Origin of the sequence: Mycobacterium sp. 852014-50255_SCH5639931 (assembly GCF_001665605.1) — a bacterium.
GTDB lineage: Bacteria > Actinomycetota > Actinomycetes > Mycobacteriales > Mycobacteriaceae > Mycobacterium > Mycobacterium paraffinicum.
Map to the genome: position 1 here is coordinate 396,476 of NZ_LZSV01000017.1, position 23,310 is coordinate 419,785.

Here is a 23,310-nt window from a genome sequence, read left to right on the forward strand (position 1 = left end):
GATACCGACGCTTACGACCAGGCCGAGGCGAAGGTGACCACCAGGACGTCGCGCTGCGCCGGGCCCGAGCCGTCGATGGGCCGGATCGGGGAGACGTCGTGCAGGGTGCGGCGGTCGTCGCCCAGCATCAGCGTGCCGGGCTCGGCCAGCGTCGTCGCCAGCAACTGCCGGCCGTCCAGGTCGCACACCGTGCTCTCGCCTCCGATGGCGTTGCGCCGTCCGACCAGCAGCGAGGTGACCAGCGTGACGCCGTCGCGGTGCACGCCCTCTGGCGTCGGATGCGCGCCCTCGTCCGTCGACGACCGGGTGCGGAACGGATGCACCTTGACGTTCCAGTCCGCCACGTCGTCGAGCGCCGCGGCCACCCGGGCCAGCAGCCCTATCACCTTGTGCAGCAAGGGGTCCCGGGCGAACGCATCGGTCAGCGGCTTGAATTCGCGGTCCCTGCCGATGTAGAGGGGGTTGGAGTCCTCTGGCTGCACGAACATGCTCCTGGGCATCGGGCGCAGCAGGCCATCGCGAAACGAGTACTGGCCGTAGCGGCGCAGCCGCTGCACGCCCAGCTCCGCCGCGTAGGGGTCGGGGGCCAGATGCTGCCAGTGCCGGGCGAACCGGGTCCACTCTTCGCGGCCCGCGCCCAGGCTTCGGGTCACGTCGAGCGAGGACATCACCGCGGCGCCCGTCGCGGCGACCTGGCGTGCCGCGGCGGCCACCGGGTCGGCGTCGGCCCGCTTCGCGGAAAGAGTCCGGGTCATCGCGCCGGAATACCGCAATCGGCTGCGCCTGAAACGCGCTGACCTACCAATGCACCCCGGGCATCAGGCGCACCAAGCGCTTGACCGATCGCGGTGTCCGGATGCCGCGGGTGACGCCCCGCGCCGGGCGCCTCGGCTTGCGCGGGGGAGCCGCCACCGGTTCGGTGGTCAAGCCGCGGGCGGCGGCCGAGTCGGGGTAACCCAGATAGAGCTGGTGCAGGATGCGTCGCGACGTTCGCGGCGCGAAGTAATTGCCGACTTCGGCCAGCGTGCCCAGCGGGGTGTCGATGCGCGCCGGCTTTTCCACCAAGCCGCGCACCACCATGGCGGCCGCGCGCTCAGGGCTGATCGCGGGCACCGGGTTGAGCCGGTGCGACGGCGCGATCATCGGCGTACGAACCAGTGGCATATGGATATTGGTGAAGGTGATGTGGTCGGACAGCGTCTCCGACCCAACCACGTCGGCGAACGCGTCCAGCGCCGCCTTGGTGGGCAGGTACGAGCTGTACTTCGGGTTGCGCGCCTGCACGCCGGCGCTGGAAACGTTGACCACGTGCCCGAAGCGGCGCTCGCGCCAGTGCGGCAGCAGCGCCAGCACCATCCGCACCGAACCGAAGTAGTTGACCGCCATCACTCGCTCGTAGTCGTGCAGCCGGTCGGTGGAGTTGACCACCGAGCGGCGGATCGACCGGCCGGCGTTGTTGACCAGGTAATCGACGTGGTCGAACCGCCCCAGGATGTCCTTGATGGTGTGCTCGACCGAGGTGGAATCGGTGACGTCACAGGTGAAGGCGTGGGCGTCACCGCCGCCCGCGCGGATCTCGGCGACCAGCTCGTCCAGCGCCTCGGCGTTGCGGGCCAGGGCGAACACCGTCGCCCCGCGCTCGGCGACCGCGATCGCCGCCGCCCGGCCGATGCCACTGGACGCGCCGGTGATGATGACGTGCCGGCCGCGCAGCGGTCCCTTCGGATCGTCGCGGCGCGCCCGGTCCGGGTCGAGGTGCTCGGCCCAGTACCGCCACAGCTGGGGCGCGTAGCTGGAGAACTCGGGCACGTCGATGCCGGTGCCGCGCAACGCTTTCCGGGTCTGGTCGCTGACGAAGGTGGGCTTCAGGTCGACGAGGTCGAAGACCTCGGCCGGGATACCGAGCTGAGTGGCCGCCATGTTGCGCAGCACCCGGGCCCGCCCGCGCACCTTCAGCACCGGGGCGGCCACCGAGCCGGGCAGCGACCCGCGCGCCGGCGGGAGCCCGGCCGCCTTGGCGACGCCGCGGTAGATGCCGCGCAGCCCAACGGTTTTCGGGGCGGTCAGGTGGAAGGTGCGGCCGTCCAGGCCCTCGGCGTGCATCAGCGCCACGAGAGCGTCGGCGACATAGTCGACCGGCACGATGTTCGTGCGGCCGGTGTCGGGCAGCAGGATGGGCGTCAACGACGGCAACAGCGCCAGCTTGGCCAGGACGCCGAAGAAGTAGTACGGCCCGTCGACCTTGTCCATCTCGCCGGTGCGCGAGTCGCCCACCACCACCGCCGGGCGGTAGATCCGATAGTGCAGCCCGGGCGCCGACCGCACCAGCAGCTCGGCTTCGAACTTGGTCTGGTGGTAGGGGGTCGGGAGTTGCTGGCCGACGTCGAAGTCGTCCTCGGTGTACTCGCCGGAGAAGTCGCCGGCCACGGCGATCGAGGACACGTGGTGCAGCGTCGCGCCCAGCCGCTGAGCCAGCTCGATGACGGCGCGGGTGCCTTCGACGTTGGTGGCCCGCTGCTCGGCCTCGCCCGCGGTGATGTCGTAGATGGCCGCGCAGTGCACGACGTGATCGATGCGGCCCAGCTCGGCGAGGGTCTCGTCGGTCAGCTCCAGCTCCGGTAGCCCCGCGACCAGTGCTTTCGCCCGCTCACCCCACCCGGCGGCGAGCCGTTCGAAGCGGCCCAGCGACTGCCGCCGGACCAGCACCCACACCTGCGCATCGGGCCGCGTTTCCAGGAGACGGTCGACGACGCGGCGACCAATAAACCCGGTACCGCCGGTAACGACATAACGCATGGAGCCATCGTGGCGGCTGACGACCGCCCACGTCAACCGGCCAACCGGTATCAGCTGTGGAAGTCCCGGATGCCGTCCCACTCCACCAGGGTCCAGCCGGTCATCGGGTTCCCCGTGATCACCACGCGCCCGGTGTTGGGCAGCGGGTGGCTGGTCAGCAGGGTGTCCTTGGCGTTCTTCGTATTCATCAGCGTCCAGTACTCGATGGCGAATTTGTGCGAGAACACCACCGGATTGTGCTGGCCAGTGTTGTAGACCTTCTGGACGGCCGCGGTGAACCCGTCGTTGAACTGCTTGCCGCTGACCGACCCCGGGATGCTGTCTTGCATGTCGCCCCTGAGCCAGTCCGCCGGCGCCAACAGGTACGTCGCGTTCTCCTGGGCGAACGGCTTGCCCTCGAACCAGCCGGCGTTGATCTCCTGGATGCCTTGCAGCACCTCGACTTGCTTGCCAAGCTCGGAGGCCAGCGGCGCTGCGGTCTGCTGGGTTCTGACCATGGTGGAGGCGTAGACGCCGTCGTAGTCCTTGCGGCCCGCTTGGTGCGCGATCTGTTGGGCCTGCCCCTGACCCTCGGGCGTCAGGCCGGGGCCCGGCACCGAGGTGTCGATGATCCCGCTGGCGTTGGATTCGGACTGGGCGTGCCGGATGAACGTCACCGTGATGCTGCGCGCCTGGGGCGATCCGCCGCAGGCACCGACAATGAGGACCGCGGTGAACGCCGCGACGGCCTTCGAGACATTCCGGACCAAGCTGCGCTTCGGCATGTCGATAGCCTGCCCTGCCGACGGCATCGGTGGGAAGGGTTTGCGATGGTTAGGTGGAGAAAATACTGGCTAAGGAGACTCAGATGGCGATTGACCCGAGTGCCGTCGGCGCGGTGACCGAACCGATGCTGTTCGAATGGACCGACCGGGACACCCTGCTGTACGCGCTCGGCGTCGGCGCCGGCCTCGACGACCTGTCGTTCACCACCGAGAACAGCCACGACATCGACCAGCAGGTGCTGCCCACCTACGCGGTGATCTGCTGCCCGGCGTTCGGGGCGGCCGGCAAGGTCGGAACGTTCAACTGGGCCATGCTGTTACACGGCTCGCAGGAAATCCGGCTGCACGCGCCGCTGCCACCGGCGGGGAAGCTGTCGGTGGTCACCGAGGTCGCCGACATCCAGGACAAGGGCGAGGGCAAGAACGCGATCCTGGTGTTGCGCGGCCGGGGCACGGACCCCGACTCGGAGAAGCTGATCGCCGAGACGCTCACCACCCTGGTGATCCGGGGCGAGGGCGGGTTCGGTGGCATGCCGGGTCAGCGGCCGGTGGCCCCGGAGATCCCCGACCGCGAGCCCGACGCCCGGGTCGCGCTGCCCACCCGGGAGGACCAGGCGCTGATCTACCGGCTCTCCGGTGACCGCAACCCGCTGCACAGCGACCCGTGGTTCGCTCGCGAGATGGCCGGCTTCCCCAAGCCGATCCTGCACGGGCTGTGCAGCTACGGGGTGACGGGTCGCGCGCTGCTCGCCGAGCTGGGTGGCGGGGTCGCGGCCAACATCACCTCGATTGCGGCGCGATTCACCTCGCCGGTGTTTCCCGGCGAGACGCTGACCACGCTGATCTGGCGCACCGAGGGAGGCAAGGCGGTGTTCCGCACCGAGGCGTCCGGCGCCGAGGGCGTCGGGACGCGGGTGGTGCTCGACGACGGCGCGGTGGAGTACGTGCAGGCCTAGCGGGACAGCTCGCGCGCCAGCCGGGCGGTGAACTCGCTGGCGCGCGCGGGGCTGTCCAGCGCGAACTCCGCCGCGGTGGCGCGGTCGCCGTCGTCGTTGTGCCGCACCAGGATGGGCACACCACCGTCGTGGATCGCGTCGAACGCGTCCTCATCGGTGATGTCGTCGCCGAGATAGACCGGCGTGAGCGGACCCGACTCCGCCCCGGTCAGGTGGTCGAGCACCCAGCGCAGCGTTTTCCCCTTGTCCCAGTCCAGGTCCGGCCGCAGCTCGATGACCTCGCGGCCGGTGGTCACCCGCAGCTCGTCGCGCCGGCCCGCCGCGCGCAGGGCGGCCGCCACCTCGCCGACGCGGTCGCGGCTGGCGTTGCGGTAGTGCACCGCGACCCCAAAGCGCTTGTGCTCCACCATCACACCCGGGATGGAGCCCAGTCGCTCCCGCAATTCGCCGGCCGCACGCTCCAGCACCGGTATGGCCGCCGCGGCGGCGTCGTTCTGGTGGTGCGTGCCGTCGGGTGCGGTCAGCTCGAAGCCGTGGCTACCGGCATACCAGATGCCTTGCACGCCAACCCGCTTCGTCACGTCGGCCAGATCGCGACCGGACAACACCGCGACCGGGCACTGTTGGGCCAGCTGCCGCAGCGCCTCGGTGGCGCCGTCGACCGGGATGGCCGCATCCGGATCGTTGACGATCTCGGACAGCGTGCCGTCGAAGTCGAAGAACACCGCCGGTCGCCGCGCGGCCAGGTCGTCGAGGGCCGTCAGCGCGTCGAGCAGCTGTGACATCCGGCGGTCCCCGGTGCGCACGGTCACCTCGCCGGGGTCCGCGACGACCGCGTCCGCGCCGGCGTCCCGCAGCGCGCCGCCATTCCCTCGGTCGACACCGATGACCAACGCGAATCCGCCGGCGCGCGCCGCCTCGACGCCCGCTTCGTCGGCGGTGACGACCACGCACCGGCCGGGAAGCACCTGCAGCCGCCGAGCCGCTTCCACCGGGTCGTCGGTAAAGGTCGCGGTGCCGACCCCGATCCCGCGCAGCTGCCCGTCCAGGGCGGGGTCGAGCGCGTCGAACAGCACCGCGTCATGGCGGCGCGGGTCGATGACGACCGACCCCGACTCTGGCATGACCCAACCTTCTCACGGTGGTCATCCCGAACGGGAGCGGGTCAGTGCCGCGCGTGCCCCGGCGCGGGTGGGCGCGCGCCCGGCGCGCGACCGGGAAACGCGCGCGGCGACCGCTTGCGGCGGCGATCGCCGAACAGCAGCACCGAGTCCTGGCTGAGCGCCACCAGCCGCGCCATGCCCAGTTCGATGCCGGCGGCCAATTGCTTGACGTCAAACGCGGCGCCGGGCTCGGCGGTGATGCCGAATACGAGTTCGTCGCCGTAGCTCAGCACCGCGACCCCGGTGCTCAACTGGACGTCGGTCGGGGGGATGGGCAGCAAACGCTCCATGGTCTGGCCCATCAGGCGCAGCCGGTCGCGGGGCCCGGGCACATTGGTCGCCAGCGTGACGATGGCGCGCTGCGGCAGCCGCGTCAGCAACTGGATGACGCTGTCCCGCAGCACCGTTGGCAAGGAATTGAGCACCGACCCGACGATGCCCCCGGGCCGCCGAGGGTCCGTTCCCTTGTCGTTCCACCTGGTCTGCACGGTCCGCAAGCGCTGCACCGGGTCGTCGCCTTCGACCGGCAGATACGCCGAACGGATCGGCGTCGGCACCAGGGCGCGCAGCGAGTCCGCCCGCGGCTCCTCGCCGCGCCCGAGCAGCACCGTCCGGAAGCCCTCGCTGGTGGCGGCCAGCGCGACGTCGTTGACGGCGACACCGAACTTGCGGCAGACGCGGTCGACGTCGGCGATCTGGACCCGCACTGTGGCATAGCGCCGCGCAGTGGCGACCCGGTCGTGCGCCGGCAGCACGGGCCACACCGCGCCGAGGGCGGCGCCGGTCGCGGTCCAGGACGCCCGCCACAGCACATCGGGCCAGCCCTGGCGCCGCGCCGGTTGCCGCGGGACCCGTTGGGCCGCAGGATCATTGGCGAAGGCCGCGACATCGGCGTCGTCGCACAGCCTGGTGAGCAGCTGGGCGGGAGAGTCGCCGCCCAGGAGGCGGTGATGCGTTTTCATCAGGATCGCCCACCGGTTGCCCTTGAGGCCCTCGATCACCCAGCACTCCCACGGCGGACGATCCGGGCCCAGGGGGCGCTCGAGGGCGTGCGCGATGGCCCGGGCCAGCTCGGCTTCGTCACCGGGCCGGGGAATCGCCATTCGGCGCACGTGGCGGGCGAGGTCGAATTCCGGGCAGTCGACCCATTCCTGGTGCAGCGGGTGGGCGCGCAGCAATTGCGTGCAGCGCGGTATCAACCGAATGCGTTCCGCCAGAAGCCTTTTGAGGCGCTGAAAGTCGGGTGCGCCGCCGTCGACGATGGCCACCGCGCCGGTTGCGAGGCCGGCGTGCTGATCGGGGTCTTGAGCCGTCAGGAACGCCGCATCCAGTGCCCTCACCTGCGCCATGCTCGCCCCCGCGGTCGATTTTGCCCTCGTACCAGTGTCTGCCCGGGTTTGTGCCCGGGCTAGGCCCTCGGCGTTAAGACCTTGTTTAGGAGTTGAAGATCGGTTTAACAACGGTTGTCCTGGGCCGGAGGCAATTCGAACAAACATTCGATAGACTGCGGTCGTGGGCTGGTATGGGTTGGTTTAACGGCCCGCCGAGCTGGGCGGAAATGGAGCGCGTGCTCGACGGCAAGCCGCGCCATGCCGGCGTGCCGGTGGTACCCGGGGAGGACGCCCCCCTGTCGCCCAAGCGCGGAACCTACCGACCGCCGGACGACACCCGGGGGGCCCACTCGTCCGTTCCCTATGCCGAGCTGCACGCGCATTCGGCGTTCAGCTTCCTCGACGGGGCCAGCACGCCGGAGGAGCTGGTCGAGGAGGCCGCCCGGCTGGGGTTGCGTGCGCTGGCGCTGACCGACCACGACGGCCTGTACGGGGCGGTGCGGTTCGCCGAAGCGGCCGCCGAACTCGAGCTGCGCACCGTGTTCGGCGCCGAGCTGTCCCTGGGGCCAGGGGCCCGCACCGAGACGCCGGACCCGCCCGGCCCGCACCTGCTGGTGCTGGCCCGCGGCCCGGAGGGCTACCGGCGGCTGTCGCGGCAGCTGGCCGCGGCGCACCTGGCCGGCGGGGAGAAGGGCAAACCCCGCTACGACTTGGACGCGCTGACCGAGGCCGCCGGCGGGCACTGGCACATCCTGACCGGCTGCCGCAAGGGCCATGTGCGCCAAGCCCTGTCGCAAGGTCCGGACGCGGCGGGGCGGGCGCTGGCCGACCTGGTGGACCGGTTCGGCGCTGACCGGGTCAGCATCGAGTTGACCCACCACGGCCACCCGCTCGACAACGAACGCAACGCGGCGCTGGCCGCGCTGGCACCGCGCTTCGGCGTCGGCGTCGTCGCCACCACCGGGGCGCATTTCGCGGGGCCGTCGCGGCGCCGGCTGGCCATGGCGATGGGCGCGATCCGGGCGCGGCAGTCCCTGGACACCGCCGCCGGGTGGCTGGCCCCGCTGGGCGGCTCGCATCTGCGGTCCGGCGAGGAGATGGCCCGGCTGTTCGGGCAGCGGCCCGAAGCGGTGACCGCCGCCGCCGAGCTCGGCGAACAGTGCGCGTTCGGGCTGGCGTTGATCGCGCCGCAGCTCCCGCCGTTCGACGTGCCCGCCGGGCACACCGAGGACAGCTGGCTGCGGCAGCTGACCATGGCCGGGGCGCGGGACCGCTACGGGCCGGCCGATGCCGCGCCGCGCGCCTACTCCCAGATCGAGCGTGAACTGAAAGTCATTGCGCAGCTGACATTTCCGGGTTACTTCCTGGTGGTGCACGACATCGCCCGGTTCTGCCGGAAGAACAACATCCTGTGTCAGGGCAGGGGATCGGCGGCCAATTCCGCGGTCTGTTATGCCCTGGGCGTCACCGCGGTGGATCCGGTGGCCAACGAGCTGTTGTTCGAGCGGTTTCTGTCGCCCGCCCGGGACGGGCCGCCCGACATCGACATGGACATCGAGTCGGACGAGCGCGAAAAGGTCATCCAGTACGTCTACGACAAATACGGCCGCGACTACGCCGCCCAGGTCGCCAACGTCATCACCTACCGGGGCCGGATCGCCGTGCGCGACATGGCCCGCGCCCTCGGCTTCTCGCAGGGTCAGCAGGACGCGTGGAGCAAGCAGATCAGCCACTGGAACGGCCTGGCGGACTCGCCCGACATAGAAGGCATCCCAGAGCCGGTGGTCGATCTGGCGAACCAGATTCGGAACCTGCCGCGGCACATGGGCATTCATTCCGGCGGCATGGTGATCTGTGACCGCCCGATCGCCGACGTGTGCCCGGTGGAGTGGGCGCGCATGGAGAACCGCAGCGTCCTGCAGTGGGACAAAGACGACTGTGCGGCAATCGGTTTGGTGAAGTTCGACCTGCTAGGGCTGGGCATGCTCTCGGCGCTGCACTACGCCATCGACCTGGTGGCCGAGCACCAGGGGATCGAGGTGGACCTGGCCAAACTCGACCTCTCCGAGCCGGCGGTGTACGAGATGCTGGCCCGCGCCGATTCCGTCGGCGTGTTTCAGGTGGAGTCGCGGGCGCAGATGGCGACCCTGCCGCGGCTGCGGCCGCGGATCTTCTACGACCTGGTGGTGGAGGTGGCGCTGATCCGCCCCGGACCCATCCAGGGCGGGTCGGTGCACCCCTACATCCGGCGGCGCAACGGCCTCGACCCGGTCACCTACGACCACCCATCCATGGAGCCGGCGCTGCGAAAGACGCTGGGGGTGCCGCTGTTTCAGGAGCAGTTGATGCAGCTGGCGGTCGACTGCGCCGGCTTTTCCGCCGCCGAGGCCGACCAGCTGCGGCGCGCGATGGGTTCCAAGCGTTCGACCGAACGCATGCGACGACTGCGCGGCCGGTTCTACGACGGCATGCGCGCGCTGCACGGCGCCCCCGACGAGGTGATCGACCGGACCTACGAAAAGCTGGAGGCCTTCGCCAATTTCGGTTTCCCGGAAAGCCACGCGCTGTCCTTCGCGTCGCTGGTGTTCTACTCGTCGTGGTTCAAGCTGCACCACCCGGCGGCATTCTGCGCGGCGCTGCTGCGCGCGCAACCGATGGGCTTCTATTCGCCGCAGTCGCTGGTGGCCGACGCGCGCAGGCACGGCGTGACGGTGCACGGCCCCGACGTCAACGCCAGCCTGGCGCACGCCACGCTCGAGAACGCTGGAACAGAGGTCCGGCTGGGGCTGGGCGCGGTGCGCCACATCGGCGAAGACCTCGCCGAGCGGCTGGTCGAGGAGCGAAAAGCCAACGGCGCGTTCGCGTCTCTGCTGGATCTGACCACGCGGTTGCAATTGAGCGTGCCGCAGACCGAGGCGCTGGCCACGGCCGGGGCGCTGGGCTGCTTCGGCATGTCGCGGCGCGAGGCGCTGTGGGCGGCCGGGGCGGCCGCCACCCAGCGCCCGGACCGCCTGCCCGGGGTGGGCTCGTCGTCGCACGTCCCGGCGTTGCCCGGAATGAGTGAGCTGGAACTGGCCGCCGCGGACGTGTGGGCGACCGGCATCTCCCCGGACAGCTATCCGACGCAGTTCCTGCGGGCTGACCTGGACGCGATGGGCGTGGTTCCCGCCGGGAAACTGCTCGACGTGCCCGACGGCGACCGGGTGCTGATCGCCGGCGCGGTGACCCACCGGCAGCGGCCCGGCACGGCCCAGGGGGTGACGTTCCTCAACCTCGAGGACGAGACCGGGATGGTCAACGTGCTGTGTACGCCGGCGGTGTGGGCGCGGCACCGCAAGCTGGCCAACACCGCACCGGCGATGCTGGTGCGCGGCCAGGTCCAAAACGCCAGCGGCGCCGTCACCGTCGTCGCCGAGCGGCTGGGCAGCATCACCCTGGCCGTCGGCTCGAAGTCCCGTGACTTCCGGTGAGCCTAAGCGTCTTGCGTTCGCGGCCTCAGAACGAATAAATCCCGTGAACGCTCACGAACATGCCGTGACCGGTGCGGTCATTGGTGAACCGGGTGCCATGATCCGTCGGCAGCACCGTCCAACCCTGCAGGTGATACGTCTGGCCGTAATGCAGCACGATATCGCGATCGGGGTCGCCGACCATGCCCACGCCCAGGTATTGCAACTTGCCCGTGTCGTCGACCTCGGCCGCGTTGTTACCGAATCCTACTGGCAATTCCAAGGTTTGGCTCACGCATAGAACTTCGTGTGTTCCGATGGAACACCGCGTCCTTCCGGACTCGGTGTGCACATACAGGTAGTCTTCGGCGTTCGCCGGCTCACCGGATGTCGTAGCGAGCGCGAGCGTCAACGTCACTGCTGCGGCCCAAATAAACGGGCTGCCAAGCATTCTCATCTGCTTCATCCTTCGGCTGCTAGCTGACCCGGTTGTGCCGGTACGGGCATAGGTTCGCCGCTCTGCTTGACCAGCCGTCCGTGGATCCATTTGTCCACGCCGCCCCACTGTTGGTCCCAGTTGTAGTGAAGCGTCCAGTCATTGGTACGGCTGTAGAAATAGGTCCCCGCGAACACACTGCCCTGCAGACTGCCGTCCGGATTCACAGTGCCCCAGAGGTATTCATCGTGATACTGCTCGCAAAAGCCCCAAGGGGAGTAGCTCATCTTGCCGTGGAACTCGTTGAAAACGACGCTGGTGACCTCCAGGGCCGCGGTGCCCTTGGAGCCGTCGTAACACTGCGCATCTCCAAGCCACTTCCCGGGCAGGCCTTTGTCGCCGGTGGGCATCGCGTGGCTCGGCGTCCTGGACGCCCACCCCACGGCCACCACGATGAACACGACCAGCGCGAGCACACCGATGCGCTCGACGGCAGTAGCGTTGCCGCCCAATCGGTTCCGTGGTGAACCCCCGCAATGCGCATGAACGCACGCACCCACGGATCGGTTGCCTGCCGGCATCAAAATCGCCCCCTCATCATATGGGTGTCATGCAGAAAACTGCTGTTCGGGACGACTATCGCCGCATATCACGGGCCTGACGTAGGGCCGTTGGTCACAGACGCTTCGGCCATCGGTCCCGATTCGTCGAGCGAAACGAAACCCCTGATTGCGGCATCGGTAGTCTCCAAGCATGACCCTCAACTTGTCCGTCGACGAAGTCCTCACCACCACCCGCTCGGTCCGCAAACGTCTCGACTTCGACAAGCCGGTCGGCCGCGAGGTGCTGATGGAATGCCTCGACCTGGCGCTGCAGGCCCCGACAGGATCCAATTCGCAGGGCTGGCAATGGGTGTTCGTCGAGGACGCCGAGAAGAAGAAGGCGATCGGCGACGTCTATCTGGCCAACGCCCGCGACTACCTCAGCGCGCCGGCGCCGCAATACGGCGAGGGGGACACCCGCGGCGATCGGATGGACAAGGTCCGCGATTCCGCGACCTACCTCGCCGAGCACATGCACGAGGCGCCGGTGTTGTTGATCCCCTGCATCGAAGGCCGTGACGACAAGTCGCCGTTGGGTGGGGTGTCGTTCTGGGCCTCGCTGTTCCCGGCGGTCTGGAGTTTCTGCCTGGCGTTGCGCTCCCGCGGGCTGGGCTCATGCTGGACGACGTTGCACCTACTGCGCGACGGCGAGCAGCAGGTGGCCGACGTGCTGGGCATTCCCTACGACAAGTACAGCCAGGGCGGGCTGTTCCCGATCGCCTACACCAAGGGCACCGACTTCCGCCCCGCCAAGCGGTTGCCCGCCGAGCAGGTCACGCATTGGGACGCTTGGTAATCAGGTCTGAAGCGGCCACACCTCGACGACCCCGTGCGCGACCGCGCAGGGCGTTTGACTCACCCGCTCGATCGCCGCGTCGAGATCGTCTGCCTCCAACACCGCGAACCCGGCGATCGGCATCGCCGATCGGAGGAAGGGGCCCTGCTCGATCCGTACCCCCGCACCGTCCGGGTTGCGCACCTGCACGGGGTCTCCGGCTCGGGCGACGAGCGCGCCGGACGCGCTGAGTTCGTCGTCGCGGGCGTGCGCGGACTGTCTGCGGTCGTCGCTCAACTGGTGGTATCCGGCTTCTTCGCCGTAACCGATCGTGATGAAGGTTGCCATGTCACTGCTGACTCGCGCCGCGCCCGGAACTCATCGCTTAGAGCGCCCCGTCATAGCCGTGCTGCCGCCAGGCCTCGTACACGGCGACGGCCGCCGCGTTGGACAGGTTCAGCGAGCGGCGGCCGGCCAGCATGGGGATCCGCACCTGCTCGGTGATGTGCGCGTCGGCCAGCGTCTCCGCGTCCAGCCCGGTGGGTTCGGGCCCGAACATCAACACGTCGCCCGCCCGGTAGCGGACATCGGCGAACGAGGTGGGCGCGTGCGAGGTGAACGCGATCACCCGGGCCGGCGCGAGCGCCTCCCAGGCGGCCTCGAGTGAGGCATGGACGGTGACCGACGCGAGGTCGTGATAGTCCAGCCCGGCCCGCCGCACCTTCGGTTCGGACAGGTCGAAGCCCATCGGCTCGACGAGATGCAATTCGCAGCCCGTCGCCGCCGCCGTCCGGATCGCGTTGCCCGTATTGGGGGCGATGCGCGGGGAGTAGAACATCAGCTTGAACACAACGCGATAATGGTCGCATGGTCGAGCAGAGCATCTGGATGCAGAAAGTCGCTGCCGATCCCGGACATTCGCAGTGGTACATCGAGCGGTTCCGCGCCATGGCCCGCGCCGGTGACGACCTGGCCGGCGAGGCCCGCTTCGTGGACGCGATGGTGCCAAGGGGCGCCCGGATCCTCGACGCGGGTTGCGGCCCCGGCCGGCTGGGCGGTTACCTGGCCGCCGCCGGCCACCACGTCGTCGGCGTCGACGTCGATCCGGCGCTCATCGAAGCGGCCGAGCAGGATCATCCCGGCCCGCGCTGGCTCGTCGGCGACCTCGCCGAACTGGACCTGCCCGCCCGCGGCATCGCCGAGCCGTTCGACGCGATCGTGTCCGCCGGCAACGTGATGACGTTTCTCGCCCCCAGCACCCGGGGGCGGGTGCTGGGCCGGCTGCGCGCCCACCTCAAGGGTGACGGCCGGGCGGCCATCGGCTTCGGCGCCGGCCGCGATTACGCGTTCGCCGCCTTCCTCGATGACGCGGCGGCCGCCGGCTTCGCGCCGGATCTGCTGCTCTCCACCTGGGACCTGCGACCGTTCACCGATGACTCGGATTTCCTCGTCGCGGTCCTCCGCCCGGCATAGCTTGCCGGCGGGCGGGTTTGCCAGAATCGTCGGCCCGTGCGCGGGTCCACCTTGGAGGGACCTGTCTGCTCAGTAACGATTCTGGTGACCTGGGCCGCGGGCTGTCATACTCGTCGGATTGCCACGTTGACGCGCTCGCGCCCATCTGGCGTGGTACGGGTGGATAAAGCAGGAAGTCTCATGAGCCTCTCGATTTCTCGGGCGCTGACCATCAGCGCGGCGGCCGGTCGCACGGCCGTGGCGACATGACCATGTTCGCCCGCCCGGCCAACCCGGCCGAGGCGGCCGCCTCCGAGTCCCCGCAGCCGCACGCCACCGACCCGGTGCCGGACAAACGGCCGCCGACCTGGTCTCTGAGCAACTGGCCGGTCCGGTGGAAAGTGCTGGCGATTGTCCTGGTCCCGCTGGTGTTGGCGACGGTGTTCGGGGTGCTGCGCATCGAGGGCGCGATGGCGAACGCGGGCGGTCTGCGGCTTGCCGCCGCCCGCGCCGACGTGGTCCCGGTGGTCACCAAATACATGTCCGCCCTGGACGTCGCCCTGATGGCGGGCAGCACCGGGCGCGACGTGGAGGGGGCCAAGAAGAACTTCGAGGCGCGCAAGTACGAGTTGGACACGCGGCTGAACGACACCGACGTGAGCGCCGAAGTGCGGTCGGGCGTGAACAACCTGCTCGACGGCGGTCAGATGCTGGTGAACAAGGCGTCCGACAACGGCCTCGGTTTGCGGGAGCGGGTGACCCTGTATGCCCCCATCCTGCTGACCGCGGAGGACGTCATCAACGCGTCGGTGCGCGTCGACGACGAGAAGATCCGCGCGCAGACCGAGGGGCTGAGCCGGGCGGTCGGGGCGCGCGGGCAGATGACGATGCAGAAGATCCTCGTCACCCGCGGCGCCGAGCTGCCCGAGCCGCAACTGCGGACCTCGATGATCACCCTGGCCGGGACCGAGCCGTCGACCCTGTTCGGGATGAGCGAGGTGCTCGGCGCCGGATCGCCCGAAGCCAAGACGCTGCAGCAGCAGCTGGTGGCCCGGATGGCGATCATGTCCGATCCGGCCAGCGTGCTCGTCGACAACGCCGACCTGCTGCGCTCGATCCAGGCCACCGACGACATCGCCGAGCAGGTCATCAAGGACGCCACCGCATCGGTGACCAAGTCGGTGCACGCGCAGGCCGCCGACAAGCGCAACGCCGCCATCCTGGACACCATCCTGGTGCTGGCCGCGATCGTCATCGCACTGGTCGTCGTGTTGCTGGTGGCGCGTGCGCTGGTGCGGCCGCTGCGCATCCTGCGTGACGGCGCCCTCAAGGTGGCCCACACCGACCTCGAGGAGGAGATCGCCCGGGTCAAGGCGGGCGGCGCCGAGCCGACGCCGCAACCGCTGCCGGTGTACACCACCGAGGAGATCGGCCAGGTCGCCCACGCCGTGGACGAACTGCACACCCAGGCCCTGCTGCTGGCCGGTGACGAGGCGCGGTTGCGACTGCTGGTCAACGACATGTTCGAGACCATGTCGCGGCGCAGCCGGTCGCTGGTCGACCAGCAGCTGTCGCTCATCGACCGGCTGGAGCGCAACGAGGAGGACCCCGAACGCCTGGACAGCCTGTTCCGGCTGGACCACCTCGCCGCCCGGCTGCGCCGCAACAGCGCAAACCTGCTGGTGCTCGCCGGCGCGCAGCTGGCCCGCGACCAGCGCGACCCGGTGCCGCTGTCGACGGTGCTCAACGCCGCGGTGTCCGAGGTCGAGGACTACCGCCGCGTCGAAGTCGCCGGGCTGCCCGACAACAGCACGCTGATCGGCGCGGCCGCCGGCGGCGCCATCCATCTGTTCGCCGAGCTGATCGACAACGCCCTGCGCTACTCACCGCCCTCGACGCCCGTGCGGGTCTCGGCGGCCCGCGGCGGCGACGGGGGAGTCGTGGTGCGGATCGCCGACTCCGGCCTGGGCATGAACGACACCGATCGCCGCATGGCGAACATGCGGCTGCAGGCGGGGGGCGAGGTCAGCCCCGACAACGCCCGCCACATGGGGCTTTTCGTGGTCGGCCGGATCGCGGCCCGGCACGGCATCCGGGTGGGGCTGCGCGGTCCGGCGGCCAACGAGACGGGCTCCGGCACCACCGCGGAGATCTACCTGCCGCCGACCATCCTCGAGGGCGCGGCCCGGCCCGTCCGAGCGACGCGGATCCGGGCGGTTTCGTCCCCGAGCGCACAACTCGCCGCGCCGGTCGAGGAACGCAGGCCCGAGCCGGCGATCCAGCACGCCGCCGACGATCCCGTACCGCCGGTCACCCTGCTGCCCCGCCGCAACCCCGGTTCCAGCGGCATCACCGAGGTGCCCGCCGACGAGCAGCCCCAGCGGCACCGGCGCGAACTCCCCACCCCGTGGTGGGAGAGCGGCACCCCGGCGGAGCCGGATCCCAAACCCGCGCCGGCGCGGACGGCGTCGGACACGTCGGCGTTCTTCGCCGCGCGGTCGCGGGAGGCCGACAAGCCGGCAGCCCCCGCCCCGAGCGCGCCCGGCCCGTCGATTCCGGCCGCGCCCAAGAGCGAAAGCACCCCGGCCGACGACGACGTGATCTACCGGCGGATGCTGTCGGAGATGCTCGGCGACCCCCACGACCTGGTCAACAGTCCCGACCTGGACTGGCAGACGGTGTGGGACCGCGGTTGGACGCTGGCCGCGGCGGCCGAGGACAAGCCCGTCGAATCGCGCACCGCCGAGCACGGCCTGCCGGTCCGCACGCCCGGCGCCCGGCTGGTGCCCGGGACGGCCAACGGGACGGGCCTGCCCGACCAGGACCAGCCGGGCGAGGAAGGCCAAGGAACCAACGGCGGCACCCACTCCGATCGCGAGCCGCAGCACGCCGCGGCGGCGCGCGATCCCGAGGCGGTTCGCGCCTCCTTCAGTAACCACTTCGGCGGCGTGCGCACCGGCCGGTCGCACGCGCGCGACACGACTCAAGGGCCCGATCAGGAATGACTTCACCTGACAATCCCCCGCAAGCGGGCGGTACCCCCCCGCTGGACTGGCTGGTGACGCGGTTCGCCCGCGAGGTTCCCGGTGTGGCGCACGCCTTGCTGGTCTCCGTCGACGGGCTGCCCCTCGCCGCCAGCGAGCACCTCCCACGCGAGCGCGCCGACCAGCTGGCCGCGGTGGCCTCCGGTCTGGCCAGCCTCGCGACCGGCGCCGCGCAGCTGTTCGAGGGCGGCCAGGTGCTGCAGTCGGTGGTCGAGATGCAACACGGCTACCTGCTGTTGATGCGCGTCGGCGACGGCTCGCACCTGGCCACGCTCGCCGCCACGTCGTGTGACATCGGTCAAATCGGCTACGAGATGGCCATCCTGGTCGAGCGGGTCGGGGGCGTGGTGCAGTCCACCCGCCGGTCTGGCGTCTCGTGAGCCGCGATGGACGAACGCGAACCCCGGCCGGGCGCACGTAGAGGGAATCTGGTCCGCCCGTACACCCTGACCTCCGGGCGGACCGGCACCGACGTCGACCTTCCCGTGGAAGCGCCGATTCAGACGCTGCAGGCCGGCCTGGCTTACCGGTGGCCACCCGACGACGCGAAAGGCAAGATCATCCAACTCTGCGTGGGCAGTCCGTCGGTCGCGGAGATCTCCGCCCGGCTGGATTTGCCGCTCGGTGTCACGCGCGTCCTGGTCGGCGATCTGGTTTTGTCCGGCTACCTTCGGGTGCATAGGACGTTGTCCGAGCGTTCGACCAGGGATGAGCGCCACGAACTGATAGGAAGGACGCTGCGTGGCCTTAAGGCACTCTGAGGCGCACTCCGAGATGTACTCCGACTCCGCCCACGCCTCCACGAAGATCGTCATCGCGGGCGGTTTCGGTGCCGGCAAGACGACGTTCGTCGGGGCGGTGTCGGAGATCATGCCGTTGCGCACCGAGGCGATGCTCACCGACGCCTCGACCGCCGTCGACGCGCTGGAGGCCACCCCGGACAAGCGGACCACCACCGTCGCGATGGACTTCGGCCGGATCACCCTGGACGAGGACCTCGTGCTCTACCTGTTCGGCACGCCGGGGCAGCGCCGGTTCTGGTTCATGTGGGACGACCTGGTTCGCGGCGCCATCGGGGCGATCGTGCTGGTGGATTGCCGGCGCCTGGAGGACAGCTTCGCCGCGGTCGACTTCTTCGAGCACCGCAACCTGCCGTTCCTGGTCGCGGTCAACGAGTTCGATGGCGCGCCGCGCTACCCCGTTGCGGAGGTGCGCGAGGCGCTCACCTTGCCCGCGCACATCCCGATGATCACGGTCGACGCCCGGGATCGCCGGTCGGCGACCGATGCGCTGATCGCGGTCAGCGAATACGCTCTGGCCAGCCTGACGGCCAGTTGAGCACGCGGTGGGTTGATCGTCACTTCGAAGGCCACGACTTCACCGACGAGGACCTCAGCCGGTGGCAGACCGAACGGATCGTGTTTGACGAGTGCAACTTCAGCAGCGCCAACCTGGCCGAGTCGCAGCACCGCGGGTCGGCGTTCCGCAATTGCACATTCCAGCGAACTTCGTTGTGGCACAGCGAGTTCGCGCAATGCAGCATGCTGGGCTCGATCTTCGTGCAGTGCCGGATGCGGCCGATCGCCTTCGACGAGGTCGACTTCACGCTCGCGGTGCTCGGCGGTAACGACCTGCGCGGCGTCGACCTGAGCGGCTGCCGGTTGCGGGAGGCCAGCCTGGTGGAGGCGGACCTGCGCAAGGCGGTGTTGCGCGGCGCCGACCTGTCCGGCGCGCGGACGACGGGCGCCCGGCTGGACGACGCCGACCTGCGCGGCGCGACCGTGGATGCCTCGTTGTGGAGGACCGCGTCGCTGGCGGGCGCCCGCGTCGACGTCGGCCAGGCGGTGGCCTTCGCGGCGGCTCAGGGCCTGCGCCTCGACGGCTGATCGGCTCAGTGCTTGAGCCGGATGCGCCAGCGCACCAGCGCGGCATAGCCGACCGACAACACCGCGAGCATGCCCATGTCGAACAGCCAGGCGCCCGACGTGTGCTGGAAGTGGCTGTCCCGCGGGCTCTGCGGGCCGGGCGCCACCGTCCACAGGTCGACCGTCGACGCCTGCGCGGCGTACCCCCAACGTGAGGGCACCGCCCAGGACAGCTGGTCGAGGAAGATTCGGTTGGTGACCGGCACCATCCCGCCGGACAGCACCATCTGCCCCATGAGCGAGACCACCAGCAGCGGCATGATCTGCTCGTTGGAGCGCGCCAGCGCCGACAGCAGCAGGCCCAGCATCGCGGCGGCCACACACGTCGCCGCGACGGCGACGAACAGCTCGAGGGTGGCGTTGCCGAGCAGCACGGCCGGCCGCTTCGGGGTGCCCTTGCCGGCCACCACGATGGCGGTGGCGATGGCCGCCTGGATGACGGCGAACACACAGAACACAGCGATCTTCGCCAGCAGGTAGGCGGTCGTAGACAGCCCGACCGCCTGCTCCCGCCGGAAGATCGGGCGCTCGCCGATGAGGTCGCGGATCGTCAGCGCGGTGCCCATGAACGCCGCTGCCATGGTGAGCAGCGTCAGGATCGTCCCGGCCTCGCCGGCCGAATCGCTCGTCGGGTCGGCGTAGCCGAAACCGGTGTGGCCGGGAACGGTCAGCGACAGCGCGCCCATCACGAACGGCAGCAGCGCCAGGAACACGAAGTAGGCGCGGTCGGAGACGACCAGGCGAACCTGGCGGCGGGCGACGGTGGAGAACTGGTGGCGCATGCTGGTGCGCGGCGCGACGCCGAGGTCGGCGGGCGCCTCCGTTTCCGGGGGCGGCGGGGGTTTGTTCTGCGCCAGGAAGCGGCGGTTGGCCTCGTCGGGGTCGGCGCCCACCTTCGCAAAAATCTGCGCCCAGTTGGTGGTCCCCATGACCGTCCCGATCTGGTCGGGCGGCCCCAGGAAGGCCGTCTTGCCGCCGGGCGCCATCAGCAGCACCTGGTCGCAGACGTCCAGGTAGGTCAGCGAGTGGGTGACCACCAGCACCACCCGGCCCGCGTCGGCCAGCTGGCGCAGCATCGTCATGACCTGAAGGTCCAGCGCCGGGTCCAGACCGGACGTCGGCTCGTCGAGGATCAGCAGCGACGGCCCGGTGAGCAGTTCGAGCGCAACCGAGGCGCGCTTGCGCTGCCCACCGGAAAGCTTGTCCACCCGGGTGTCCGCGTGCTGCGTCAGCCCCAGCTCGTCGAGCACCTGCGCGACGACCTCTTCCCGGTCGGCCTTGGTGGTGTCGGGCGGCAGCCGCAGCTCGGCCGCGTAGCCGAGGGCCTGGTTGACCGTGAGCTGGCGGTGCACCACGTCGTCCTGGGGGACCATCCCGATCCTGGTCCGCAGCGACGCGTACTCGGTGTGGATGTTGTGGCCCTCGAACGTGACCAGCCCGGAGGTCGGGGTGGCGTACCCGGCGATCAGCCGCGACAGCGTGGTCTTGCCGGCGCCGGACCCGCCGATGAGTGCGGTCAGCGTGCCCGGGCGGGCCGTCATGGAAATCTTTTCGAGCAGGTTCTTGCCGTTGACGCTGAAGTCGACGCCCCGCACCTCCAGGCCGCCGGTGCGCGCGGCGGCCTCCTGGCGGCGGACCAGGATGCCGCCGGAGAACACCAGGTCGACGTTGCCGATGGTCACCACGTCGCCCTCGGACAGCACCGCGGACGCGGCCTTGACCCCGTTGACGAAGGTGCCGTTGCTGCTGTTGGCGTCGCGGATCTCGGGGCCCGCCGGCGTCGGCGTCAGGAACGCGTGGTGCCGCGACGCCAGCACGTCGTGAATGACGATGTCGTTGTTGAGGGCGCGACCGATCCAGGCCGCGCGTCCGGGCCGCTCGGTCCCCCGCTCGGAATCGGGACCCAGGTTCTTCACCCGCGTGGTGGGGAACTCCGCCACCTGGCCGCTCACGCCGATCTGGGTCGGCTGATTGAGCTCCGGCGGCCCGCCTGTCTGCGGTACCGAGCGGGTCGCGGCATCCGGCCGGACGATCGGTACGGCGGTGGTGCGGTGCGGCCCCTCCCACGGGTGCGGGCGCGGCGGCTGCGCCGGTGGTTGCCGCGGTGGCGCCGGCGGCCGCTGGCCGGCCGGCTGCGCACGCACCGGCTGGGCGTCGCTGGGCGGCGAGATGACCGGGATCGACTCCGTGGTCGGCGGGAGCATGCCCACGGCCCCGGTGTGGTGGCCGATTTCGAAGGTGATCGGGGGGCCGTCGGGCTTGCCGATGTTGACGGTCTGGCCGTCCTCGATGTCGACCAGCGGCACCCGCTGGCCGTTCGCGTACACCCCGTTCAGCGAATTGTTGTCCAGCGCAATCCACTTGCCGCGATCGAAGCGCAGCAGCAGGTGCGAGCGGGCGACCAGCGGATGCGCCACCCGCAAGTCCGCGCGCAGGTCGCTCCCGACGACCACGTCGCGGCCGGCCGCGAAGCTGCCCTTCGATCGGTCGGATCGAACAGTGAGGACTGGCGCCGCGGCTTGAGTCATCTCAGCGTTTCAGCCGGATGTGCCATCGGACGAAGCCGGTGTAGGCGGCGGACAGGAACGCGAGCATCGCCATGTCGAACACGAAGATGTGTTTGGAGTGCTGCCAGATCGGGTCGTTGGTGGGGATCTGTTTGACCTTCACCAGCGATGGAAAGTCGATCGACGACGCACCCGCGGCGTAGCCCCAGCGGGCCGGTGTCAGCCACGCGAGCTCCTCGAGGCCGAAGCGCTGATAGACCGGGATCATGCCGCTGGAAAACACCAGCTGCGACATGATCGACACCACGAGCAGCGGCATGATCTGTTCGTTGGACTGCGCCACGGCCGACAACAGCAGGCCCAGCATCGCCGACGCCACACAGGTGCCCGCGACGGTGACGAACAGCGAGAAGGTGGAGTTGCCGAAGAACGGCGGGTGGGCCGTCGGCGCACCCTTGCCCAGCCGCACGATCATCGTCGCCACCGCCGCCTGCATCGTCGCGAAGACGCAGAACACCGCGATCTTTGCCAGCAGGTAGGCGGTGGTGGACAGCCCGACGGCCTGCTCCCGCCGGAAGATCGCGCGCTCGCCGATCAGGTCGCGGATCGTCAGCGCGGTGCCCATGAAGACTGCGCCGATGTTCAGCAGCACCATGATGTACTGCGGCTGCGTGGGGGCGATGCCCAGCGGATCGGCCGGGCCGAGGCCGGGGTGGGGGCCTTTCACCGTCAGCGACAACGCGCCGATGAGGAACGGCAGGATCGCCAGGAAGATCGTGTAACCGCGGTCGGATACGACGAGGCGCACCTGGCGGCGGGCGATCGTGGACAGCTGCCGCCACAGGTCGGTCCTCGGCGGTTCGCCCAGGTCGGCCGGGCTCTGCGGGGACGGCGCCTGGGACTGCTGCTGATTGCGCTCCTTGAAGCGGCGGTTGGCCTCGTCGGGATCGGCGCCCACCTTCGCGAAGATGTCGGCCCAGTTACGGGTGCCCATGGCCGCCTCGACCTGATCGGGTGGCCCGCAGAACGCGGTCTTGCCGCCCGGCGCGACCAGCAGGATCTGATCGCACACGTCCAGGTAGGACACCGAGTGGGTCACCACCAACACTGTGCGTCCGGCGTCGGCGAGCTGGCGCAGCATCAGCATGACCTGACGATCCAGCGCCGGGTCCAGGCCGGAGGTCGGCTCGTCGAGCAGCAGCAGGGACGGCTGGGTTAGCAGCTCGAGGGCCACCGAGGCGCGCTTGCGCTGGCCGCCCGACAGCTTGTCGACCCGGGTCTCGGCGTGCTTGGTCATGTCGAGTTCTTCGAGGACCTGGGCGACGATCTGAGCCCGCTCGGCTTTGCTGGTGTCGGGGGGCAGTCGCAGCTCGGCGGCGTAGTTCAGGGCCTGGTTGACGGTCAGTTGGCGGTGCACGACGTCGTCTTGCGGGACCATTCCGATCCTGCTGCGCATCGAGGCGTACTCGGCGTGGATGTCGTGACCCTCGAAGGTCACCGTGCCCGAAGTGGGGCTGGTGTAGCCCACGATCAGCCGCGACAGCGTGGTCTTGCCGGCACCCGAACCGCCGATGATGGCCGTCAGCGTGCCGGGCCGGGCGGTCAGCGAGATGTGGTCGAGCAGCTGCTTTCCGTGGTCGACGGTGTAGCAGACGGAGTTCACTTCCAGGCCGCCGGTGCGCGTCGCGGCCTCGGTGCGGCGGAGCAGCTCACCGCGGGTGAACACTAGGTCGACGTTTCCGATGGTGACCACGTCGCCCTCGGTCAGCACCGCGGACCCCACCCGCACGCCGTTGACGAAGGTGCCGTTGACGCTGTGCGCGTCGCGGATCTCGGTGCCCAGCTGCGTCTGGGTCAGGAACGCGTGATGGCGGGACGCGAGGACGTCCTGGATGACGACGTCGTTGTCGGTGGAACGGCCGATGGTCAGCGCGCCGGAAGGCTTCTGGATGGCCCCGGTTCGCGAAGGCCTGAGCGCGTGGAACATCTTCGTCGCCAGGTTGGCCACCTCGGGCGGCTTGGCGCTGGTGGGTGACATCCGGGTCTCCGGCGCCGGCATCTGCGGGTGCGGCTGGAAACTGGGGGGCGGTGCCGGTGCGGCGGGTGGAGG

The 23,310-nt window shown here is 69.9% G+C and carries 20 protein-coding genes; 9 read left to right on the forward strand and 11 right to left on the reverse strand.

The genetic code is table 11. The features are described 5' to 3' along the window. Window positions 1–11: 11 nt before the first annotated feature. Genes A5758_RS11665 through A5758_RS11675 form a run of 3 tightly spaced genes read right to left on the reverse strand, consistent with a single transcriptional unit; the run spans window position 12 to window position 3,560 of the window. A complete protein-coding gene (locus tag A5758_RS11665; protein WP_067740036.1) occupies window positions 12–755 on the reverse strand; it encodes a 2OG-Fe dioxygenase family protein in 744 nt (247 codons plus the stop codon). Window positions 756–798: 43 nt separating this feature from the next. Further along, window positions 799–2,796, reverse strand: coding sequence for an SDR family oxidoreductase (locus A5758_RS11670; protein ID WP_067739935.1), 1,998 nt, complete (start codon window positions 2,794–2,796; stop codon window positions 799–801). Between the two features lie 50 nt (window positions 2,797–2,846). Next, the gene (locus tag A5758_RS11675; RefSeq protein WP_067739936.1) at window positions 2,847–3,560 is read right to left on the reverse strand and encodes a histidine phosphatase family protein; all 714 of its coding nucleotides are present in this window, start codon (window positions 3,558–3,560) and stop codon (window positions 2,847–2,849) included. A gap of 83 nt (window positions 3,561–3,643) precedes the next feature. Here A5758_RS11675 and A5758_RS11680 point away from each other — a divergent pair, with 83 nt between their 5' ends. Continuing rightward, complete coding sequence (locus A5758_RS11680; RefSeq protein WP_067739938.1) at window positions 3,644–4,516, forward strand: MaoC family dehydratase; 873 nt, start codon at window positions 3,644–3,646, stop codon at window positions 4,514–4,516. On the opposite strand, the gene otsB is transcribed toward A5758_RS11680, so the two are convergent. After that, the gene (gene otsB / locus A5758_RS11685) at window positions 4,513–5,640 is read right to left on the reverse strand and encodes a trehalose-phosphatase (protein WP_067739940.1); all 1,128 of its coding nucleotides are present in this window, start codon (window positions 5,638–5,640) and stop codon (window positions 4,513–4,515) included. The genes A5758_RS11680 and otsB overlap by 4 nt on opposite strands. 41 nt (window positions 5,641–5,681) lie before the next feature. Further along, window positions 5,682–7,028, reverse strand: a complete 1,347-nt coding sequence (locus A5758_RS11690; RefSeq protein ID WP_067739942.1) for a wax ester/triacylglycerol synthase domain-containing protein — start codon at window positions 7,026–7,028, stop codon at window positions 5,682–5,684. Between the two features lie 173 nt (window positions 7,029–7,201). On the opposite strand from A5758_RS11690, the gene A5758_RS11695 reads away from it, so the two are divergent. Continuing rightward, on the forward strand, window positions 7,202–10,480 hold the full coding sequence (locus A5758_RS11695) for an error-prone DNA polymerase (RefSeq protein WP_067739944.1): 3,279 nt from the start codon (window positions 7,202–7,204) through the stop codon (window positions 10,478–10,480). 25 nt (window positions 10,481–10,505) lie between these two features. Here A5758_RS11695 and A5758_RS11700 read toward each other — a convergent pair whose 3' ends face one another. Then, the gene (locus A5758_RS11700) at window positions 10,506–10,754 is read right to left on the reverse strand and encodes a hypothetical protein (protein ID WP_067201458.1); all 249 of its coding nucleotides are present in this window, start codon (window positions 10,752–10,754) and stop codon (window positions 10,506–10,508) included. 167 nt (window positions 10,755–10,921) lie between these two features. After that, window positions 10,922–11,407, reverse strand: coding sequence for a hypothetical protein (locus tag A5758_RS11705; RefSeq protein ID WP_067201461.1), 486 nt, complete (start codon window positions 11,405–11,407; stop codon window positions 10,922–10,924). A gap of 241 nt (window positions 11,408–11,648) precedes the next feature. On the opposite strand from A5758_RS11705, the gene A5758_RS11710 reads away from it, so the two are divergent. Further along, on the forward strand, window positions 11,649–12,293 hold the full coding sequence (locus tag A5758_RS11710) for a nitroreductase family protein (RefSeq protein ID WP_067739948.1): 645 nt from the start codon (window positions 11,649–11,651) through the stop codon (window positions 12,291–12,293). On the opposite strand, the gene A5758_RS11715 is transcribed toward A5758_RS11710, so the two are convergent. Further along, complete coding sequence (locus A5758_RS11715; protein ID WP_067739950.1) at window positions 12,294–12,620, reverse strand: YciI family protein; 327 nt, start codon at window positions 12,618–12,620, stop codon at window positions 12,294–12,296. 37 nt (window positions 12,621–12,657) lie between these two features. Further along, window positions 12,658–13,122 (reverse strand): tRNA (cytidine(34)-2'-O)-methyltransferase, encoded by a 465-nt coding sequence (locus A5758_RS11720; RefSeq protein ID WP_067739952.1) that lies wholly within the window; start codon window positions 13,120–13,122, stop codon window positions 12,658–12,660. A 17-nt stretch (window positions 13,123–13,139) separates the two neighbouring features. Between A5758_RS11720 and A5758_RS11725 the strand changes: the two genes are divergently transcribed. From A5758_RS11725 to A5758_RS11750, 6 genes are all read left to right on the forward strand, one after another. Further along, window positions 13,140–13,745, forward strand: coding sequence for a bifunctional 2-polyprenyl-6-hydroxyphenol methylase/3-demethylubiquinol 3-O-methyltransferase UbiG (locus A5758_RS11725; protein WP_067739954.1), 606 nt, complete (start codon window positions 13,140–13,142; stop codon window positions 13,743–13,745). A 245-nt stretch (window positions 13,746–13,990) separates the two neighbouring features. Beyond that, window positions 13,991–16,729: a sensor histidine kinase gene (locus A5758_RS11730; protein WP_067739955.1), complete on the forward strand. Its 2,739-nt coding sequence runs from the start codon at window positions 13,991–13,993 to the stop codon at window positions 16,727–16,729. After that, window positions 16,726–17,148 carry a roadblock/LC7 domain-containing protein gene (locus A5758_RS11735; protein WP_067201480.1) on the forward strand — a complete coding sequence of 141 codons (423 nt, stop codon included), beginning with the start codon at window positions 16,726–16,728 and terminating at the stop codon, window positions 17,146–17,148. Before A5758_RS11730 ends, A5758_RS11735 begins: the two co-directional genes overlap by 4 nt. A 6-nt stretch (window positions 17,149–17,154) precedes the next feature. Beyond that, window positions 17,155–17,529 carry a DUF742 domain-containing protein gene (locus A5758_RS11740; RefSeq protein ID WP_067739957.1) on the forward strand — a complete coding sequence of 125 codons (375 nt, stop codon included), beginning with the start codon at window positions 17,155–17,157 and terminating at the stop codon, window positions 17,527–17,529. Beyond that, on the forward strand, window positions 17,510–18,106 hold the full coding sequence (locus A5758_RS11745; protein WP_156622592.1) for an ATP/GTP-binding protein: 597 nt from the start codon (window positions 17,510–17,512) through the stop codon (window positions 18,104–18,106). The genes A5758_RS11740 and A5758_RS11745 overlap by 20 nt, the downstream gene beginning before the upstream one ends. Further along, window positions 18,103–18,654 (forward strand): pentapeptide repeat-containing protein, encoded by a 552-nt coding sequence (locus A5758_RS11750; protein ID WP_067739958.1) that lies wholly within the window; start codon window positions 18,103–18,105, stop codon window positions 18,652–18,654. The genes A5758_RS11745 and A5758_RS11750 overlap by 4 nt, the downstream gene beginning before the upstream one ends. A gap of 5 nt (window positions 18,655–18,659) precedes the next feature. Here the strand turns inward: A5758_RS11750 and A5758_RS11755 are convergent, their stop codons facing one another. Then, the gene (locus A5758_RS11755) at window positions 18,660–21,221 is read right to left on the reverse strand and encodes an ATP-binding cassette domain-containing protein (RefSeq protein WP_067739960.1); all 2,562 of its coding nucleotides are present in this window, start codon (window positions 21,219–21,221) and stop codon (window positions 18,660–18,662) included. Between the two features lies 1 nt (window position 21,222). Further along, the coding region (locus A5758_RS11760; protein WP_197503895.1) for an ATP-binding cassette domain-containing protein at window positions 21,223–23,310 on the reverse strand (2,088 nt) is incomplete at its 5' end.

What these genes read in the sequence shown, in the direction of transcription:
- A5758_RS11710 (WP_067739948.1), top strand. Translation starts at nt 11,649, where the DNA reads ATGACCCTCAACTTGTCCGTCGACGAAGTCCTCACCACCACCCGCTCG.
- otsB (WP_067739940.1), bottom strand. Translation starts at nt 5,640, where the DNA reads ATGCCAGAGTCGGGGTCGGTCGTCATCGACCCGCGCCGCCATGACGCG.
- A5758_RS11715 (WP_067739950.1), bottom strand. Translation starts at nt 12,620, where the DNA reads ATGGCAACCTTCATCACGATCGGTTACGGCGAAGAAGCCGGATACCAC.
- A5758_RS11725 (WP_067739954.1), top strand. Translation starts at nt 13,140, where the DNA reads ATGGTCGAGCAGAGCATCTGGATGCAGAAAGTCGCTGCCGATCCCGGA.
- A5758_RS11675 (WP_067739936.1), bottom strand. Translation starts at nt 3,560, where the DNA reads ATGCCGAAGCGCAGCTTGGTCCGGAATGTCTCGAAGGCCGTCGCGGCG.
- A5758_RS11680 (WP_067739938.1), top strand. Translation starts at nt 3,644, where the DNA reads ATGGCGATTGACCCGAGTGCCGTCGGCGCGGTGACCGAACCGATGCTG.
- A5758_RS11735 (WP_067201480.1), top strand. Translation starts at nt 16,726, where the DNA reads ATGACTTCACCTGACAATCCCCCGCAAGCGGGCGGTACCCCCCCGCTG.
- A5758_RS11665 (WP_067740036.1), bottom strand. Translation starts at nt 755, where the DNA reads ATGACCCGGACTCTTTCCGCGAAGCGGGCCGACGCCGACCCGGTGGCC.
- A5758_RS11755 (WP_067739960.1), bottom strand. Translation starts at nt 21,221, where the DNA reads ATGACTCAAGCCGCGGCGCCAGTCCTCACTGTTCGATCCGACCGATCG.
- A5758_RS11670 (WP_067739935.1), bottom strand. Translation starts at nt 2,796, where the DNA reads ATGCGTTATGTCGTTACCGGCGGTACCGGGTTTATTGGTCGCCGCGTC.
- A5758_RS11695 (WP_067739944.1), top strand. Translation starts at nt 7,202, where the DNA reads ATGGGTTGGTTTAACGGCCCGCCGAGCTGGGCGGAAATGGAGCGCGTG.
- A5758_RS11740 (WP_067739957.1), top strand. Translation starts at nt 17,155, where the DNA reads ATGGACGAACGCGAACCCCGGCCGGGCGCACGTAGAGGGAATCTGGTC.
- A5758_RS11730 (WP_067739955.1), top strand. Translation starts at nt 13,991, where the DNA reads ATGACCATGTTCGCCCGCCCGGCCAACCCGGCCGAGGCGGCCGCCTCC.
- A5758_RS11690 (WP_067739942.1), bottom strand. Translation starts at nt 7,028, where the DNA reads ATGGCGCAGGTGAGGGCACTGGATGCGGCGTTCCTGACGGCTCAAGAC.